The sequence below is a fragment of the Brevibacterium sp. JSBI002 genome (genome assembly GCF_026013965.1).
In the GTDB taxonomy this organism is placed as follows: domain Bacteria; phylum Actinomycetota; class Actinomycetes; order Actinomycetales; family Brevibacteriaceae; genus Brevibacterium.
This window is the reverse complement of sequence record NZ_CP110341.1, coordinates 507,039-523,620: the sequence shown is the minus strand read 5'-3', so window position 1 is coordinate 523,620 and position 16,582 is coordinate 507,039. Positions and strand designations below refer to the sequence as shown.

Annotated in this window: 18 protein-coding genes; 9 read left to right on the top strand and 9 right to left on the bottom strand. The window is 62.4% G+C overall.

The annotated features are described in order from the left end of the window. Positions 1-94: 94 nt before the first annotated feature. Positions 95-1,711 (bottom strand): hypothetical protein, encoded by a 1,617-nt coding sequence (locus tag LJ362_RS02215; protein ID WP_264800545.1) that lies wholly within the window; start codon positions 1,709-1,711, stop codon positions 95-97. A 240-nt stretch (positions 1,712-1,951) separates the two neighbouring features. Between LJ362_RS02215 and LJ362_RS02210 the strand changes: the two genes are divergently transcribed. Next, positions 1,952-3,142 carry a YbfB/YjiJ family MFS transporter gene (locus LJ362_RS02210; RefSeq protein ID WP_264800544.1) on the top strand — a complete coding sequence of 397 codons (1,191 nt, stop codon included), beginning with the start codon at positions 1,952-1,954 and terminating at the stop codon, positions 3,140-3,142. A gap of 73 nt (positions 3,143-3,215) precedes the next feature. Here LJ362_RS02210 and LJ362_RS02205 read toward each other — a convergent pair whose 3' ends face one another. Next, positions 3,216-3,953 (bottom strand): MBL fold metallo-hydrolase, encoded by a 738-nt coding sequence (locus LJ362_RS02205; RefSeq protein WP_264800543.1) that lies wholly within the window; start codon positions 3,951-3,953, stop codon positions 3,216-3,218. 343 nt (positions 3,954-4,296) lie between these two features. Here LJ362_RS02205 and LJ362_RS02200 point away from each other — a divergent pair, with 343 nt between their 5' ends. Beyond that, positions 4,297-4,440 (top strand): GPGG-motif small membrane protein, encoded by a 144-nt coding sequence (locus LJ362_RS02200; protein WP_162835624.1) that lies wholly within the window; start codon positions 4,297-4,299, stop codon positions 4,438-4,440. A gap of 131 nt (positions 4,441-4,571) precedes the next feature. Here LJ362_RS02200 and LJ362_RS02195 read toward each other — a convergent pair whose 3' ends face one another. The 5 genes from LJ362_RS02195 to LJ362_RS02175 are packed head-to-tail and all read right to left on the bottom strand — an operon-like array spanning position 4,572 to position 9,570. Continuing rightward, positions 4,572-5,282: a glycosyltransferase gene (locus tag LJ362_RS02195; protein ID WP_264800542.1), complete on the bottom strand. Its 711-nt coding sequence runs from the start codon at positions 5,280-5,282 to the stop codon at positions 4,572-4,574. Further along, complete coding sequence (locus tag LJ362_RS02190) at positions 5,279-6,691, bottom strand: bifunctional PIG-L family deacetylase/class I SAM-dependent methyltransferase (protein WP_264800541.1); 1,413 nt, start codon at positions 6,689-6,691, stop codon at positions 5,279-5,281. Before LJ362_RS02190 ends, LJ362_RS02195 begins: the two co-directional genes overlap by 4 nt. Further along, on the bottom strand, positions 6,681-7,736 hold the full coding sequence (locus LJ362_RS02185) for an acyl-CoA dehydrogenase family protein (RefSeq protein ID WP_264800540.1): 1,056 nt from the start codon (positions 7,734-7,736) through the stop codon (positions 6,681-6,683). Before LJ362_RS02185 ends, LJ362_RS02190 begins: the two co-directional genes overlap by 11 nt. Before the next feature lie 42 nt (positions 7,737-7,778). Then, a complete protein-coding gene (locus LJ362_RS02180) occupies positions 7,779-8,867 on the bottom strand; it encodes a hypothetical protein (protein ID WP_264800539.1) in 1,089 nt (362 codons plus the stop codon). 40 nt (positions 8,868-8,907) lie between these two features. Continuing rightward, positions 8,908-9,570: a TetR/AcrR family transcriptional regulator gene (locus tag LJ362_RS02175; protein WP_264800538.1), complete on the bottom strand. Its 663-nt coding sequence runs from the start codon at positions 9,568-9,570 to the stop codon at positions 8,908-8,910. Between the two features lie 242 nt (positions 9,571-9,812). Between LJ362_RS02175 and LJ362_RS02170 the strand changes: the two genes are divergently transcribed. The 5 genes from LJ362_RS02170 to LJ362_RS02150 all read left to right on the top strand — a co-directional run bounded on the left by LJ362_RS02170 (position 9,813) and on the right by LJ362_RS02150 (position 12,858). After that, positions 9,813-10,124: a general stress protein gene (locus LJ362_RS02170; protein WP_039209161.1), complete on the top strand. Its 312-nt coding sequence runs from the start codon at positions 9,813-9,815 to the stop codon at positions 10,122-10,124. Positions 10,125-10,220: 96 nt separating this feature from the next. Beyond that, positions 10,221-10,418 (top strand): CsbD family protein, encoded by a 198-nt coding sequence (locus tag LJ362_RS02165; RefSeq protein ID WP_264800537.1) that lies wholly within the window; start codon positions 10,221-10,223, stop codon positions 10,416-10,418. 84 nt (positions 10,419-10,502) lie between these two features. Further along, a complete protein-coding gene (locus LJ362_RS02160; RefSeq protein ID WP_264800536.1) occupies positions 10,503-11,963 on the top strand; it encodes an alpha,alpha-trehalose-phosphate synthase (UDP-forming) in 1,461 nt (486 codons plus the stop codon). An 84-nt stretch (positions 11,964-12,047) separates the two neighbouring features. Further along, complete coding sequence (locus tag LJ362_RS02155) at positions 12,048-12,356, top strand: hypothetical protein (RefSeq protein WP_264800535.1); 309 nt, start codon at positions 12,048-12,050, stop codon at positions 12,354-12,356. Between the two features lie 10 nt (positions 12,357-12,366). After that, on the top strand, positions 12,367-12,858 hold the full coding sequence (locus LJ362_RS02150) for a CinA family protein (RefSeq protein ID WP_264800534.1): 492 nt from the start codon (positions 12,367-12,369) through the stop codon (positions 12,856-12,858). A gap of 98 nt (positions 12,859-12,956) precedes the next feature. Here LJ362_RS02150 and LJ362_RS02145 read toward each other — a convergent pair whose 3' ends face one another. Together LJ362_RS02145 and LJ362_RS02140 are read right to left on the bottom strand one after the other, a co-directional pair. Next, positions 12,957-13,289 (bottom strand): hypothetical protein, encoded by a 333-nt coding sequence (locus LJ362_RS02145; RefSeq protein ID WP_264800532.1) that lies wholly within the window; start codon positions 13,287-13,289, stop codon positions 12,957-12,959. A gap of 213 nt (positions 13,290-13,502) precedes the next feature. Next, the gene (locus tag LJ362_RS02140; RefSeq protein ID WP_264800531.1) at positions 13,503-14,852 is read right to left on the bottom strand and encodes an NAD(P)/FAD-dependent oxidoreductase; all 1,350 of its coding nucleotides are present in this window, start codon (positions 14,850-14,852) and stop codon (positions 13,503-13,505) included. Between the two features lie 186 nt (positions 14,853-15,038). Here LJ362_RS02140 and LJ362_RS17045 point away from each other — a divergent pair, with 186 nt between their 5' ends. After that, complete coding sequence (locus tag LJ362_RS17045) at positions 15,039-15,155, top strand: universal stress protein (protein WP_413774239.1); 117 nt, start codon at positions 15,039-15,041, stop codon at positions 15,153-15,155. An 85-nt stretch (positions 15,156-15,240) separates the two neighbouring features. Further along, positions 15,241-16,581 (top strand): NAD(P)/FAD-dependent oxidoreductase, encoded by a 1,341-nt coding sequence (locus LJ362_RS02130; RefSeq protein ID WP_320109144.1) that lies wholly within the window; start codon positions 15,241-15,243, stop codon positions 16,579-16,581. Position 16,582 lies beyond the last annotated feature (1 nt).

Genomic DNA, 16,582 nt, shown 5'->3' with positions numbered 1-16,582 from the left:
GGACCGCCCGTGCTCCGCGGCACCATGGCGATCATCGGCGCGCGCTGCTGTTTCGGTTCTCGCCTGGCTCCGCTCTAGTTGGTCTCCGGGCTCGTCACCCTTTGCGCATCACAAAGACCGTCACCGAGCTCCCGGCCAGGTCGATGCGCAGCTTTCCGTCGTCGCCCATGCCGCCGCTCGAAGCGGCCGGCGAGCCTGACGCATCCGGTGAACTCGACGCCGAGGCCCCAGAAGAAGTCCCACCCGAAGCAGACCCCGACCCAGAATCCCCGCTGAACGGCACATCAGCCGGCAGCGGATTCGCCGGTACCACCTGAGTAGCGCTCTTCACGTCGTTCGACTCCCCGTACACCTGCGAAGCAGACACAACCGTGAACCCGGAAGGCATCGCCAGAGTCACGGGGTTTCCTCCGACCGAAGCCGCATCGTTCGCATTGATCACCGTCGTGACCAACGTGCGACCGTCGTTCTTGACCACGGTGTAGGCGCTCATGTTCCCGCCACCCGTAACGTCGGTCGAAGTGAACTCCCCACCGACGCTGGGTACGAGCAGCCGCAGCCCGAGCATGTTCGGTCGCACCTGGAACTCGTTCGATTGATCCCCGCGATCGGCCGGATCGCAGATGAGCGACATCGGTGCTCCGCCTTCGCAGGCGCCGAGCATCGAGTGCATCGCCATGCGTTCGACCCCGAGGGTCGCCGCATAGAGCGTGTAATCGGCGGCCCACAGTGCCGAGGCGTTCGTCAGTGACGTGTCATTCGTCCCCGGGCAGCTCGTCGGCCCGGTCTCCTCGAGCCACAGCGGCAAATCCGCAGCGTCAGCCTTCGATCTTCCGATGCCGAGGTTCTTCTTCGCCGCCTCTTTCGCCAGGGGAACGATGAGGTTCGCGGCCTGCGGGCCCCGACCGGGCACCTTGGTGGAGTCGCATTCGTAGAGCTGGTACCAATGCTGCGCAAGCGCGGTCTTGTTCTTGACTCCAGAACCCAAGAAGGCCGTCATCCACGCCCCGTCGTAGACATCGGGACCGATGATCGGCGCATCGGGCCGTTTCGCATGGATCGCCTTGGCATACGCCTCGAGCTGGCCCACGTACTTGTCTTCGTTCCAGCCGTCCTCTCGGACAGCCCCGTCGGGAACATCGTCGACGGTATACCCATTTGGTTCATTCCCGATCCCCAGACCGATGAGAGAATCGCCGAGGATGTCGACCGCGTGCGCGGCCATGTCGGCTCCCCGCTCCGGATCGTAAGTGCCGAGAGGAACGCCGAGGGTAACCGTCGACCCGGTGGCATCGACGAGCGTCTTCAGTCTCTTGAGGTCATCAGGAGTGATCGTGGTCTTCTCGCCGTGCTTCGGCTTCTCCCCCTTCGACGTCCAGAACGTCCTCCGGTCGAGGGCATTGCCGGCGAACCGCAGCGCCGGAGACCCGAGCGCTTTCAGCTGCTCGTCGAGGTTGGACTTCGCCGGGTCGAGCCGCGGGTCGGCAAGGTCGGTGGCTTCGAAGGAGACTCCGATGTTGTCGGATCTGAAGCTCGGTCCCGTCCGTTCAGCGGTCGCGGTGATCGATGCGGCATCGCCCGAGGCGCTGTCAACATTCGCCTGCTCGAATTCGGTCGGCGTAGGGCTCGGCTCCGGGGACTGGCTCGAGGACGACGAACCGTCCGAATCGAACCACGAACATCCCGACAGCACGAGGGCGAGCGCCACCACGCCGCCCTGGACACTCCTTCTGAGGTTCACTCCGATAACTCTGCCCTGTCCCCGCGGAATCAACAACTTCCACACTCCCTTTCGAGACACCCCCGCCGCACCAACCCGCGAGGCTACCCCACCCCACCACGTCGGAGCTTAGTGTCCGAATCCCCTCCCGCCGAGGCACCCGACCCGCGGCCATGGCATCGTAGTGCTGGAGATCACGCCACCTGAGCCCACCCGAGAAGAGGAATCGCCATGCCCGACAGCATTGCCAGACCCTCCCTCACCCCCGTCCGCGGGGCGCTCGGCCTCTCGGTGGCGATGGGCATGGGCCGGTTCTTCTACACTCCGGCTCTGCCGCTCATGGTCGCGGCCCTCCACTGGAGCTCGGCGCCCGGGGCATGGATCGCGACGCTGAACTACGTCGGCTACTTCATCGGCACCCTCGTCATCGCCCAAGGTTGGGTCGAACCCAACCGCTTCGTCTACCGCCTCAGCCTCATCGTCTCCACACTCGGCCTCGCCGCGGTCGCCCTGACTCCGAATCTCATCTGGCAGGGCGGCATCCGCACGATCGCCGGCATCGCCTCGGGGCTGATCTTCGTGTGCGTGACCCAACGCATTCCCGCGAACTCCCTTAAGCCCCGCGACGGTGGCATCTCCTACGGCGGAGTCGGCTTCGGCATCCTCGTCTCCGGAGCCATCGTGCTCGCTGCCGGCAGCTTCGCCGACTGGCGGCAGCTGTGGCTCATCTGCGCGGTCGTGTCCGCGATCTTCTCCATCATCGCCTGGACCTGGCCGATCCCCGCCCGGATCCCGCAGAACCCCACCCCCACCGAGGCGGCCGCCCCGACCGAGACCACCACCGACGATCCCGCCGAGGCAGCCACCCGCTTCGACGACAACCGCCGCCGAGCCATGGCCATCCTCTCCACCGGCTACTTCTTCCAAGGCGGCGGCTACATCATCATCGGCACCTATCTCGTCGTCCTGGCCGGTCCCGTCTTCGGCGCAACCGCGGCCGCCTCGACGTGGCTCATCGCCGGGATCGCCACGGCAGCCTCTCCCCTGACGTGGTCAGCCGTCGCTGCCCGCATCGGCACGGTCAAGGCGCTGACGCTCTGCTACTGCCTCCAGGTCTTCGGCGCTCTGCTCGCCGTCTTCGGCTCCTCCCCAGTCGTGCTGATCATCGCCGCGGCCCTCTTCGGCTTCACCTTCATCGGGGTGGTGATGATGACGATCGGCGTCGGCACGCAGCTGGGTGTCGCGAACGCCTCGGCGAAGCTGACGTCCTGGTACAGCATCGGTCAGATCGTCGGACCGGCCATCGTCGCAGCAGCCTTGAGCGAGCACATCGCCGCCGCGTTCATCGCCTCGGCGATTGCTCTGGCTATTGCTATGGCCCTGACCTTGGTCGGCGTCCTCGCCGGCAACGTCGGGCGGTGAGGCGTGCCGGCCATCTCTGTGTCTAGGCGGTCAGCTGCCAAAGGCCCTCCGCCGCGGTTGCCGGTGTGAGCGGTCAGAAAGCTATGCGCAAGTCGGGTTCGGCGGTGAGAACCTCTCCATTGAAGTGCTCACCTGCATCTTCAGCGGACGCTGAACGGTCATTGCCTGGCCAGAAATGGGTGAGAAGCAGCCGCTTGGCACCGGCTCTCTGAGCCCACTCACCGGATTCGGAAGCAGTCAATAGGTTGCGGCCGTTGTTTTCGTATTCGCCGGGCCGGTCGGTGGCATCAACGATGTAGAGATCGGCTGCGCGACCGAGATCAGCGAGTCCCGGATGCGGTCCGGTGTCTCCGGTGAAGGCGACCGCTGCCGTCGCGGTCTCGAGGCGAACTCCGTAATTGGGCACGAAATGCGGCAAAGACACGGTGCGCAGCCTCAAAGGCCCGACTTCGAAGTGCCCAGGCAGCAGATGGATGTCGAATGCCCAGGTCATGTCGAGGCCAGGTTCCACAGCGCCGAGGCGGTCGATGACTCCGGCGGGGCAGTACAGCGGGAGCTTCTTCGTCGGTGTCTCGGCATACTGACGGAAACGGAACAGCGCGTGAAGATCGATGCAGTGGTCAGGGTGTTCGTGGGTGATGACAACCGCATCGATATCAGCGTCCGGCACATGACTCAGCAGGCGTGGGAACGTGCCATAGCCGAGATCGAGCACAAGTCGGAACCCATCCCAGTCAAGGAAATAGCCGCTGCAAGCCTCCCCTGGGACAGGGTGGGCGGCCGAGGCTCCGAGGACCGTGAGTGTACGCATCACATCAGCCTGTCACGCCTGCCTAGTACCGTCCACATTCTTCGTCATACGGGGGGGGCGGGACCGATCGCCCCTCTCACTCCGCTGTGGCTCCGAATACGACCCCGCTGTGAAGGAGGAGGTATCGCTCGCGGTGTTTACGCTGTAATCTTCTCGGCGAGTGCTGTTTGAGGTCGGCAGACTCGGAGGATGCAAAGGCACATGGAATCGCACACTTCGGCCGGCCAAGTGAAAGGCAGCTCTCCGACGTCGCTGCGCTCAGCCTCGGCGTTGATCAGGTTCCGCACCGGCTATCGATCCGGTGGTGCCACGCTCACAGCGAAACCGATAAGGAAGAGAAATTATGGCTATTGTCCTATGGATCCTCGCAGCGCTGCTCGTCGTCTCGGGCGTCTTCGCGATCTTGCGTAAGCAGATTCTCTGGGGCGTCGTCCTCATCGTCGTCGGCTGCCTCGTGGGGCCAGGAGGGGTGAGCATCTTCGCCTGATCTGCTCGCACCGTCACGTGAGGCGTCTCTCTCGGGAGGGGCGCCTCACGTGCAGGTGGAGAACGAGTCAGGACCAGAGTGCCACCGCCCCGTAAGCGCCCCGATCTTCGGGTCCGGAAGGCACCACCGCTTCAGCTCAGCTGCCGCAGATAGCTGCTGAATCCGCCGCACGTGCGACCGGACAGACGAGCAGACGTGAGCACTCTGCAGTCGTCGGTTCTGCGGATATCTCCGCCCTCCCGCAGCACCGCGTCGACGATTGCCTCGTCCTCACCGCACACCAGCGGCGGTACGCCGCCCATGGCTTCGAGCACGCCGGCGCGCAGACCCATGTTCGCTCCGAATATGTACGGGTGGTTCTCGAGCAGTTCGTGGTTGGCATGCCAAGCTGCGATCAGTTCGGTCGATGCTGTCTCCGGGCGTGGGGCCACAGTGCCCACCAGGCAATCGACACCTGTAGCGGCGAGTTCAAGATGTGTAGTGATCCAATGTTCGGGCACTCTGCTGTCGGCGTCTGTGAATGCGATCCACGCCGAGTCGGAGTCTTGCTCTGTCGTCGATTTCTCTGTTCGCATGAAGTGCCTCCATCCGAAGTCGCGGGCTCGACCCACGGACTGAAAAGAGGTCGCGAGGACGAAGACGTCGTGATGTCGGGCGGCGAAATCCTCGACGATGCCCTCCGTGGCATCGGTGCAGGCATCTGCCACGACAAGGACTCGAAACCGACAGTCGATGCCTCTCTCGACAGCGAATGAGCGCGATCGCTGCACCGACTCGAGGCACCCGAGGATGTCTTCCTCCTCATTATGAGCCGGGATGATCACACCCAAACGCGTGATCATACGTGCCCCTCGGCCGGGGATGGGCGGAAATCCTTGTCGACCGTGATGATGTCCAGACGATAATCCCCTTCATACCGGTGTTCGATCCGATGACGAGGCCAGGCGCCTAAGCAGATGCGATGCACTTCATCGGCATCCAGTGGCCAATCGTCGATCTCTCCCCTCCAGTGGCAGAGCACGAGGACGAAACGAACCGTTGTCGAGCCATCGATCTTCTCCAAAGTGTCGAAGAGCTGGGAACGACTGAGGTAGAAACCGGTCTCCGACAGCACGACGCAGTCGAAAGTGCCCTGGGGCCACTCGAAGGGAATGGTGGCATGGACGAAGTTGATTGCCGATGAAGGCGCAGCCCCTCGGCGTCTGGCGATTCGCAGAGCCTGCGAACTCGCATCGACTGCCGTCACCTGCGCCCCGACACCAGCGAGCTCATGGGTCAGAGCGCCGACCGAGCAGCCGATCTCAAGGATATGAGCGTACGGAACCGCAGGCAGATGGGTGAGGAGATTCCGGCGTTTGGCGATCTCATATTCGGAACTCCACACCTGCCAGGGGTCACACCGTTGAACGTGGACTTCGTCGAAGACCGCAGAGGCCGCACTGGCGTCGTGGAGCGTCTGTGAGCTGCCGCCGCCGCAGGAAACCGGAGTCGCGGCGGCGCGGAAGTCCGAGACCGCGAAGGTGTCTCCGCCACGACGGAAATGGTCGAGATGAGCGGGGCCGACGATTGCTTCGTCTCCGGGCTGATCGGATAGAGCTGAGACCTGCGAGGGATAGCAATCGAACACTGCCTGCCTGTCGAAGTTCGCTGGATCGGGCAGAAACGACCAGCTGCGCCACGCCTCGTCGGCGGGGTCTGCCCAATGCCAGTACCAGATCGGGTACTCGAGCACCGTCGTGTGGCGGTCACGCCCCAGCTGCAGGGCTGCTGCTCCGATCGCCTCATGATCGCCATGTCCGTCCCGGCTGTAGGGTGAGACGAGCACGACGTGCCCCTGGTGCTGGTCCACTTCGACCGCGATCTCGTCGTCGATCCTCTGGCTGAATGCGTCCAGCTGTCCATCAGGCAACCCCACGAAACGGCGGGACAGAGGCTCGTGATCAAACAGATCCAGTGCCGCATCGAACTCGCGCAGACGCATCTCTCTGAGTTCCTTCGTCGAGTGGGTGGGAGACGCCGGATGGGATCGTTCCCCTGCGGTGAAGAGCAGGACGACGACTCGATGAGCGGACCGGCGCAGGCGGGCCAGCAGGCCGGCGGCTCCAAGGGCCTCATCGTCCGGATGTGCGGCAAGGATGATGAACGTGGCCCCGGCAGGCATGGCCTCGACCCCGAGCGCGGGAAGATCCTGCACACCGGCTTCCCTCCAACAGGCTTCGGGCGTGCCGGTGTCACGATGGTCAAAACCCATTGTGGTCGACCTTCGTGCGAAGTTCCGTGCCGAGAGCGGCTTCATCGCGTGGACCGTGGTGCTGACTGATGTAGACGGTGAGGTCAGCGTCGGCTTTGGCGAAGCCGACATCGCCTGTCAGCGCCGCCGGTCCCGCGATTTCGCGACTCAGGTGCTGGATCCGGCGAACTCCTGAGTAGACGATATTGCGCACTGTCAGTGCCACGGTCCAGGCACGTGCACGGGAGTACTCGTCACTCCCGTCGGCTGCGGCCGCTGCCTGCGCGAAGACGCTGCGAATCGAGAAGATCTCAGCCTCGAGCTGACCGATCAGCATCTCACCGACTGTGGATGGGTTGGAGCGCTTGCTGTGCCGTCGCACGGCATTTCTTGCCAGTCCCACGGCGGCGCCGAACCAACATGCTGCCACTCGGACGCCTCCCCAAGCGAATGCAGTTCGATCCAGGTACCAGTTCGGCGGACCGAGGACAGTGACGGGCGTTTTCGTGAATGCGACACTTCCGCTCGGGATCTCCTGCAGCCCCACGCTCGGCCAGGCAGTCGGCTGGACCTGCGCTCGGGGGTCCCTGAGGTCCACGGCACAGGCGTACGATCCCCCGTCGCTGCCGGCGATGACGATGGCGTGCGAGAGTTCGGCGGCCAAGGAACACCAGGCTTTTTCTCCATCGATCACGGTCTGTTCGCCCTCTGCGCCCACGGTGAGGACGTGGGCTGGAGACTCGGCGGCGTAGACGCCCCAGGTCGAGCCATCGGGTGCGTCGTGTCCGGCTTCGGCAAGGATGCCCCGCGCATCCACGTGGGGTTCGAGCATTCGAGCGACAGCGACATCGATGGCCGCCACCTCGAGCAGCGACTCCCACTGCCGCACGTGAGACGTCGTTCCGGTGAGTCCGAGAAATCGACTCAGGGCGCGAACCTTGGCAGCGGTCTGCGCATTGCTGGTGACCAGCTTTCGCAGATCATCCTGGCAGGCGGGTTCGTCGCGCCAGGAGCCCAGAGGCGCTGAAATCATCCCAGTGACGTCTAACCGATGCTGTGTGTTCATGTCATTTCTTTCTGAAATCGCTGGGCAGGTCCTTATCAGCCATCAGGAGTTCTGACTGACGTCATCGGTTTCAGGGTCGTTGTCGGTGTAGACCCGTTGGCGCATGCGCTGTCCGTGAGTCAGTCGTTTCACATCTAAGTCAGAGTCGAAGCTCGCGCCGATGCCACCGGCGACGACGCCCATCGCTGCGCTGAGCCAGGCGATATCGAGATAGTTGGCGACCGTCGCCTCCTGCTGGATCTGGGCTGACATGAACTCGGGGTCGATGACGACGAGGCCGCCCAGCAGAATGAAGCCCACCAGTCCAGCGTAAAGCGCGAGCACGGTGATCAGCAGGGTCAGGACGGTCGACAAGTTGTAGTACATCACCACCGTCGCCAGGTTGTCTTTGCGCGGTTCGTCCCAGAGTTTGTGGTTGACGATCAGCCAAGTGACCATGACCACGATGGCGGCCGCGCCGATCGAGAGCAGCCGCGCGGCGGACAGGTAGGTCGACATCTGCCAGATGGAACTGTAGAAGATGCCGAAAGCTCCTGTGGCCGATGCCGCGGCGAGGGCGCCTGAAAGCTTCGGGACAGTGCGCCACGGGTCGTTGGCCATCGTCATTCCCAGCACCAGACGTGGGCCTCCTGTGATGGTGTGGGCATGCAGCGACTGGTGCTGGGCGTCTTCGTTGTCGGACCAGTCGGACCAGCGGAGCAGAAACCGACGGGTCGTATCTTCGGGATCCCACGGCACCAATTTGTTGACCGAGCTCATCAGCACTTTGATGATGCGGCGCTTGGTCGACCATGCGCCCAGAGTGGGACAGGACACGATCGCCAGATTGCTGTCGGAATGCACCTCGGCGATCAGCGGGTCGCCCTGAGTATGCCGGGGGATCTCGGTGAGGATCAGGACGATGTTCACGTCCGGGTAGTCAGCCCGAAGGTCTTCGACAGCGCTGAGGTCGAGTTCGCTTTCCGGTGTCAAACGGATGGTGTCAGTCGCCGTGTGCAAGGTCGTCGTGACCCCATACGCGTCTTGCAGAAGCCTTTCGAGACGTTGATGGATAGCAGCCGCCCGGCGGCTGGGCAGGCCCGGGTCGGCCACGAGAAGGACCTGGAGGGCCTCTGAAGAGGTGTCGAGCATATTGATCCTTCTCAGCTGAGTGAGCTGTCTGAGGGTATGGCTAATTGGTCGGTGAGAGGCGGATGCGTTCGATGAGCTCGTCGAGAGCATCGTCGAACTGGCGTTGGCGATGATCTTCGCTGAGCAGGTCACTCAGCGCGTTCACGGTGGGGTACTCCGATAAGTCGGAGTCGTCATCGGGCCTGTCGTGATCGTCTTCGTCGGTGATGGCGAAATTCGTGGAATGGACTTGCAGGAGCAGATCCCCGATGAGGAAGCTGGTGAACGATTTGTATGCTCCGACCGCGGCCGCATCGGAGAACTCGAATTGCTGCAGTGTGGAGAGGAATTCTTCGACCCAGCGCAGGCTGCGCAATGGAGGACGCAGCCACGGGGCTTGGGACGGCTGCGTGGCGATCAGGGGAAAGATCCCGGGATGATCGAGCGCCAGTTCTTTCGTCGTATTGGCCACCCGTTGGAGGTAGTCCTCCCACGATGCCGGTGTCTGCCTCATCAGCCGGTTGTCGAACAGACTGTCGATGAGAGCTTCGACCATCGCTTCGAGAAGGTCTTCGCGTCCGGAGACATGCCTATACAAGGCCATGGCTTCGACCCCGAGGGACTGCCCGAGGCGTCGCATTGTCAGCGCATCGAGTCCGTGTACGTCGACGAAGGTGATCGCCGCTCGCACGATGTCGTTTCTGGTCAGACGGTTCTGGGCCATGGGATCCTCCCTGCCCGAATTGACAAACGTTGAACCTGCTCACTCGCGTCACATGTCACACAGTCCAGGACCTCCTTTCACTCCTGAGGCGCGATTAGCACGTAAACACTTTTACGCTATGCCGTCCAGGCTACATCGGGTCCGCGGCGACGAGAACCCCCTGCAAAATTCGCCGTAAGCTCTTCGCACAGACCCACAGTGTCTGTTAGCGTGATTACGTCGTAAACACAAAAGGAGTCGACATGAAACCCGCAGTCAAAGAATTCCAGGACGATACCGCACTGATGGATGAAGTGAAACGCCAGGCGGCAGCGGGCATCGCCAAGGATGACCTCTTCGTCATCTCCCATGACGATGACCGCACCGACCGCGTCGCAGGCAGCGTGAACGCCAACGAACCCGACGATCTCAGCAATCTCGTGGGTACCCGTTACGACAAGAAGGGCGACGAGCTGCGTGCGATCTTCGAGGAGTTCGGCTTCACGTCGAACGAGTCCGACGACCTCGAAGAGAAGCTCGACCACGGCAAGATCCTGCTGCTGATCAACAGCTGAGGCACAGGCAGCCGGACACTTCTCACACAGAATCTCCCATCGCAACGGATATCGCCTGCTCGCGCGAGATCCGTCATGCACGCGAAAGGAAGAAAGATGAACGACAGCTCCCCCGAAGTCGACAAGCTCAAGGGCTCCGCGAAATCTGCCGCAGGCAAAGCCAGCGGTGACAAAGGGCTGGAGGCCGAAGGCAAGACCGACAAGATCCAGGCCGAGGGCAGACAAGCCGCAGAAGAGATCAAGGACACGGCTCGCGGAACCGCCGAATCTCTGAGGAACGGTCCGAAGCACTGACGCTGCCCGGAGGAAGGGCGAGGACCAGGTTCTCGCCCTTCCGCTGCCCCGGCAGGAGAAGAACCCACCGAGTCTCAGCGGCAGATGAGTCAGAAGAGCGAGAAGAACATGGCAGAGACCAACCCTGAACATTCGTTCATCGTCCTGGCGAACCGCTTACCCGTCGACCGGTGCGAAGACACCTGGCAAGCCGCGCCGGGAGGCCTCGTCTCCGCACTGGCGCCGATGGTCAGAGCCGAACGTGGGGCGTGGCTCGGCTGGACTGGAGGCTTCGACGAAACGATCCCACCATTCGAATTCAACCAGATGTCACTCGTTCCTGTCCCATTGACTGAGGCAGAGCATCGAGCCTATTACGAGGGGTTCTCCAATGGCGTGCTGTGGCCGCTCTACCACGACCTCATCGTCACTCCTCAGTACCATCGCACGTGGTGGCGCGCATACGAGGCGATCAATTCCCGGTTCGCGCAGGCGGCCGTCCGATCGGCCGCCTTCGGAGCCACCATCTGGGTCCACGACTATCATCTGCAACTGGTTCCGCACATGATCAGGCTGCTCCGCCCCGACGTGCGGATCGGCTTCTTCAACCACATTCCCTTTCCCCCCGTCGAGCTGTTCGGGCAGCTGCCCTGGCGCAGAGAAGTCGTCGAAGGTCTGCTCGGGGCCGACGTCATCGGCTTCCAGCGCAACTCGGACGCGGAGAACTTCCGGGCGGCGGTGCGTAAATTTGCCGCCGATGCCGATGCCCCGACTCCCCTGATCGAGGCTTTTCCCATTTCGGTCGATACCGAGGCGATCCGTCAGGCCGCTGACTCGGAGGCGGTGGCTCGAACGGCGACCCAGATTCGCCGCGATCTCGGCGATCCGGACATTCTGATGCTGGGCATCGATCGTCTCGACTACACCAAAGGCATCCCGCACCGCCTCCGGGCGTTCGATGAACTCCTCGATGACGATCTGCTCTCACCGAAGACCACGAACTTCCTGCAGGTGGCTGTGCCCTCTCGCGAGGGCATCGCAGCCTACCAGGACCTCCGCGACGAGGTGGAGCGACTGGTGGGACGGATCAATGGTCGTTTCGCGACGCTGGGTCGAGGCATCGTCCAATACTCACACCATTCGTATTCGTTCGAGGACACTGTTGCCCTGTACCTCGCCGCCGATGTGCTCGTAGTGTCTTCCCTTCGCGATGGGATGAATCTCGTTGCCAAGGAATTCGTCACTGCCCGCAGAAATCGAGGCGGAGCGCTTGTGCTGTCAGAGTTCGCAGGCGCCGCCGATGAGCTCGAGCAGGCCATCATCGTCAACCCCCATGACATCTCAGGACTGAAGACCGGAATGCACCAGGCTGCAAGCCTGGACACCACCCAGGCACGAGAACGCATCGCATCGATGGCGGCAACGGTCGAGGACAATGATGTGCATCACTGGGCCCAAAGGTTCCTCGCAGCTTTGCAACCAGTCTCGCCGCTCGGTTCCGCAATGGGGAAATCAGCGACTGCCCATCATGACCGAGCCGCTCAGAAGGTTACATCTTCTGTTTGACGACGCAATGACTCAATCGGCGGCTCGCTCACGAGCTCACCCCGCGGCGCCCACCTCATATCCGAATACTTCACTGAGAGAGACATGAATTCCTACATCCTGCTCAACAACCGCGAAGCCTCCAAATACGATCTCTACCTCCCGGGCAGACTCGTGGCGGCTCTCCACTACTATCTCGACCCTGCCGAACACACGATGATGTTCGTCTACTGCGAAGCGATTGAGAAGACAGAGGCGAACAGACACTGCCGGGAGCTGATGCGACAGGCGACTGAGCACACCAGGAACCGCCGTCTCGAACTCACCATCCCCTGCCCCATCGCGCGCAGAGGCCTCCAAGAGGCTTTGGCAGAGGTCACGAGCACCGATGATCTCGTCCCCGCCGAACGGTGAAACTCAGGCCATGAGCAACGCCGAAGAATACGAAGATCGCGCCGCCCGTATCGCTTCCGAGCTGGGCGAACTGTGCGAGACCCACCAGATAGTCGTTGGTGTTGCCGAGTCACTGACAGGCGGCAAGATCGCCAGCCAGCTCGCCGCTGTGCCGGGTTCTGGCAATTGGTTCGCGGGTGCTGTCGTCGCCTATTTCAGCGATGTCAAACATCAGCTGCTCAGAGTCCCGCGGGGGCCAGTCATCTCGCAGACGGCTGCCGAGAGTATGGCAAGTTCTGCGTGCACCCTTCTGGGCTCCGATGCCGCCGTGGCCGCTTCCGGCGCCGGGGGCCCTTCGGGCCAGGAGGGGCAGGAGCCAGGCACGACATGGCTTGCTGTCGCTGTCGGCTCGGAAGTGCACTCCGAACGACAGATCTTCTCCGGCGAACCCATCGAGATCCTCGCTCAGACTCAGGAACGGGCGCTGACACTGTTACGGGACGTCCTGCGCGAAGCGATCTGACTCATCAGGGGTGTGGCGGCGCGGTTTGAAGCAACAGGGGAATCGTCCTCTTCACCCGGGTATCAAGGAACCGCAGACGGTGACGACTGCTTCGACTTTCAGGCCAGCCCGGAGGCGATGTAGTCGTCAAGCTTCCCCGCGTCCCGGGCCGCTGCGACAGCCAGTGCCTCGTTGGGGTCTTCGAGATGGATCACCAACGCCGCGTCATCGTATGCTCGACCGGCGCAGATCATCTCGCCATCGTGCTCACCACCGTCGGTGATCCAAACTTTCAGATCCTGCTCTTCCAGCGCATCCCAGACATCCGCTGCCTGCTGCTCGTAAGTGGGAGAGAAACGCTCAAAGACCTTTTCGACCTCGTCACCTGTGAGAGCCTGTGCCCGCCCAGGTCGGGGAAAGTCGGGTCGCGTCGTTATCTTTTCTGTGCTCATGGTCACAATCTAGCAGTCCAACGGTTCCGCGACTGCCCCTCACATCCGACCAGTTAGATAAGAGCAACCAGGCCACGCGATGCTCGATGCTCCCAAAACTGACGGAGTCCAAGAAAGGAGTCACAGTCCAGGCCGGCCGTGGAGATACTCAACCAGCGCGTATTGAACCGGGCGCACCGTAGAGTGCGCCCGGTGAACAATCTCAAATCGCCCTCAGACCGTGGATGAATGGTCTGTTCGGGCGTACCTGGCGATCTCATAGGCCTCCGGTCGATAGACCACGGCGTGAGGCCGACTCGTCGTCAGATAGTCACGAGCCCAGGACACCACCGCTGCGGCACGTTGCTGCCAGCCTGAGAGAAGAACTGCGTGGACTGCCAGCCAGCCAAGGAACGCCGGCATTCCCTGCACTTGGTATCGGCGCGGAGTCAGCTCGGCCACCGACTGCCCTCGACCGATCATCGCCATATACCCCATATCGACGAACTTGAATTCGCGGCGGGGCCGTCCAGTCAGGTCGGCTCGAATATTCTCTGCCGCCCATCGGCCCGACTGTTTGGCCACCGATCCCAACTGCGGCAGCTTCCGATCCTTGGCATCAACGATATTGGCGGCATCGCCCAACACATAGACTCCCTGGCAATCCGGTGCCGTGAGGTCTTTGGTCACATCGATCCGTCCCCCACGACCGGTCGTGAGTCCGGCAGGCTCCAGTAGGTGCGAGGCTTTCAATCCGGCGGCCCAGACGACGATTTCCGCATCGATCTTCGTCCCATCAGCAAGGGAGATATCTGTATCGGAGACTTCCGAGACAGCACTTCCCAAATGCACCTTGACGCCGAGTTTCTCCAACCGGTTCCTGGTGTATTGCTGGGACGTCTGCGAGAAGGGCGGCAGCACAGTGTCGACCATGTCCACCAGGTGAACCGCGCACGACGAAGCGAAACTGTGCGAGTAGTACTTGCCGACTACGTCCCTGATGTTCTCAGCGATGGCCCCGGCAGTTTCCACACCATTGGGACCCGCGCCCACGACGGCAACCGTGAACTTCTGGTTTGTGGAGTGGTCGCGGCTCGCCGATGCTCGTTCCAAAGCTCCGAGCAGTGCTGATGACAATCGGGCGGCGTCGTCGACCGAATACAGGGGGTAGGCGTGTTCTTCTGCTCCGGGAGTATCGAAGAAGTTCGGCTCAGCACCCGAGGAGATCACCAAGATCTCCGCTCGGTAGCGCTCACCGTCTGCGGTGGTGACCGTTTTCTTCGCTGCATCGATCGCAGCTACTTGGGCCGTGCGAATCGTGACATGCTTCCGCTCCCTGTGGAGGATGGAGCGCAGGGGGCGAGCCACCGTTGACAGGGCGATCTGGGCGGTTGCCACTTGGTACAACAGGGGCTGGAACTGGTGATAGTTGTTCTGATCGAGCAAGAGCACGTCGACTCCGGCCCGCCCGAGGCGCTTGGCTGTCTCAAGGCCAGCGAAGCCGGCGCCGACGATCACGACTTCGTAGCTTTGTGCCGCGGAGTCTTCGCCCGCGGTCCGCTGATCGGTAGAAGTTTCGTTCATGCTGTCTGTCCTCCTATGACATGCTGTCGAGCAACCGTGTCGCAGACGCAATCGCTGGGGCTGGTGTCGTCTCGCTTTCTGTGAACAGATGCGCCCGCAACCGGGGAAGATAGTTGAAGCTCTTGACCAAGTCTGTCAGCGATGACGTGATCGCGATAGACCCATCTACTCAGCGAGAATGCCCAACTGCTGGTCCTGGGAACCCGCGGCCACGGGGAGTTCGCCAGCCTCATCCTCGGCTCCGTCAGCCTCGAGTGCATCGCTCACGCTCATCCACCAGTCGTGACCGTCCGCGCACAATGAGCAGCGATTCGGAACCCCCGCTATGGCCTGAGCTGGCGTTCTCGGTCTCGAAGCCCACAGCATTCCCATGACTCGATGTTCCACGGTGGTGCGACGCGTAAGCTGGTGTCTAATCGAGAAGAGGAGAATCGTGGACGCTGACGTCGTAGTCGTGGGAGCTGGTCTCGCAGGCTTGCAGTGTGCCCGACGGTTGCAACGCAACGGCTTGACAGTGCAGGTCTGCGAATCGGGTGATGGTGTCGGCGGCCGCGTGCGCACCGACAGAATCGACGGCTTCCTCTGTGACCGTGGGTTTCAGTTGCTCAACCCCGCGTACCCTGCAGTGCGCGCCTTCATCGACGTCGCTTCACTGGACCTGCAAAAATTCGGGGCAGGAGTGATGGTCCGGAAGGGACAGCGTCTGACCACGCTGCGCGCATCCTTGGGTCGACCTGGCAGCGAGTCATCGGTGTTGAACTCTGGACTGATCAAACCGAAGGAGATCCGCGGACTTCTGAGGTGGCTGGGTCCGACTCTGCTGCGGCCATCGTCAGCCTCGCGGGCGACGCGGGACTCAACTCTGGCAGACTCTTTGGATGCTGTGGGAGCCACGGGAGCATTGCGTCGTGACGTCATCGACACGTTCCTAGCCGGTGTGCTGGCCGACAGTACTGGCGCAAGCTCGGCGAACTATGCCCGCCTGCTGATGAGATCGTTCGTGCGCGCGATCCCCGGTCTGCCCAGTAAAGGCATGGCGGCTCTGCCCGAGCAGATGGCGGCTTCTCTCGGAGCGCCCGTGCGCGTGAACACCGCCGTGCGAGACCTTCGCGAGACCGACAATGGTGTGGAAGTCGACACCGACCGGGGACGGATACGGGCGCGTGTCGCTGTCACCGCAGTCGGTGCTGAGGATCTCGAGGAGCTGACCGGCGAGAAGACTCCTCCTACACGCGGACTGACTACCTGGTGGTTCCAAGCTCCGGAACCTCCTCTCGAGGATCCGCTGTTGGTGCTGGATGCTTCGGCTCCCCAAGGAGGCCCCGATGGGCCCGTCTGGCACACGGCAGTGGTCTCAAATGCAGCACCGAGCTACGCACCTGCGGGATCGGCGCTCATCGAGGCGACGACTCTGCTCGATCGGCCCGACGGTCTGGCCGACGAACGGGAGATCCGACAGCACCTCGAACGTATCTACGGCACGTCGACGCGCCGGTGGCAGGTTCTGATCAATCATCGGCTTCCGCATGCACTGCCGGCCTCGGCTCCCCCTCTGATCGACCGATCGGTGCAGCGGATCTCCGAGAGAATATTCGTCTGCGGCGACCACCGTGACACCGGCTCGATCCAAGGCGCTTTGGTCTCCGGCGATCGAGCCGGGCAGGGAATCGCAGGAATCCTCTCATCTGCCTCCCGCAGTTCCAACAACGAACCTAGTGCGAAACGGTGAT

Bases quoted from the DNA above. Each gene is read 5' to 3' on its own strand.
- LJ362_RS02210 (WP_264800544.1), top strand. From the start codon at position 1,952: ATGCCCGACAGCATTGCCAGACCCTCCCTCACCCCCGTCCGCGGGGCG.
- LJ362_RS02205 (WP_264800543.1), bottom strand. From the start codon at position 3,953: ATGCGTACACTCACGGTCCTCGGAGCCTCGGCCGCCCACCCTGTCCCA.
- LJ362_RS02200 (WP_162835624.1), top strand. From the start codon at position 4,297: ATGGCTATTGTCCTATGGATCCTCGCAGCGCTGCTCGTCGTCTCGGGC.
- LJ362_RS02195 (WP_264800542.1), bottom strand. From the start codon at position 5,282: ATGATCACGCGTTTGGGTGTGATCATCCCGGCTCATAATGAGGAGGAA.
- LJ362_RS02190 (WP_264800541.1), bottom strand. From the start codon at position 6,691: ATGGGTTTTGACCATCGTGACACCGGCACGCCCGAAGCCTGTTGGAGG.
- LJ362_RS02185 (WP_264800540.1), bottom strand. From the start codon at position 7,736: ATGAACACACAGCATCGGTTAGACGTCACTGGGATGATTTCAGCGCCT.
- LJ362_RS02180 (WP_264800539.1), bottom strand. From the start codon at position 8,867: ATGCTCGACACCTCTTCAGAGGCCCTCCAGGTCCTTCTCGTGGCCGAC.
- LJ362_RS02175 (WP_264800538.1), bottom strand. From the start codon at position 9,570: ATGGCCCAGAACCGTCTGACCAGAAACGACATCGTGCGAGCGGCGATC.
- LJ362_RS02170 (WP_039209161.1), top strand. From the start codon at position 9,813: ATGAAACCCGCAGTCAAAGAATTCCAGGACGATACCGCACTGATGGAT.
- LJ362_RS02165 (WP_264800537.1), top strand. From the start codon at position 10,221: ATGAACGACAGCTCCCCCGAAGTCGACAAGCTCAAGGGCTCCGCGAAA.
- LJ362_RS02160 (WP_264800536.1), top strand. From the start codon at position 10,503: ATGAGTCAGAAGAGCGAGAAGAACATGGCAGAGACCAACCCTGAACAT.
- LJ362_RS02155 (WP_264800535.1), top strand. From the start codon at position 12,048: ATGAATTCCTACATCCTGCTCAACAACCGCGAAGCCTCCAAATACGAT.
- LJ362_RS02150 (WP_264800534.1), top strand. From the start codon at position 12,367: ATGAGCAACGCCGAAGAATACGAAGATCGCGCCGCCCGTATCGCTTCC.
- LJ362_RS02145 (WP_264800532.1), bottom strand. From the start codon at position 13,289: ATGAGCACAGAAAAGATAACGACGCGACCCGACTTTCCCCGACCTGGG.
- LJ362_RS02140 (WP_264800531.1), bottom strand. From the start codon at position 14,852: ATGAACGAAACTTCTACCGATCAGCGGACCGCGGGCGAAGACTCCGCG.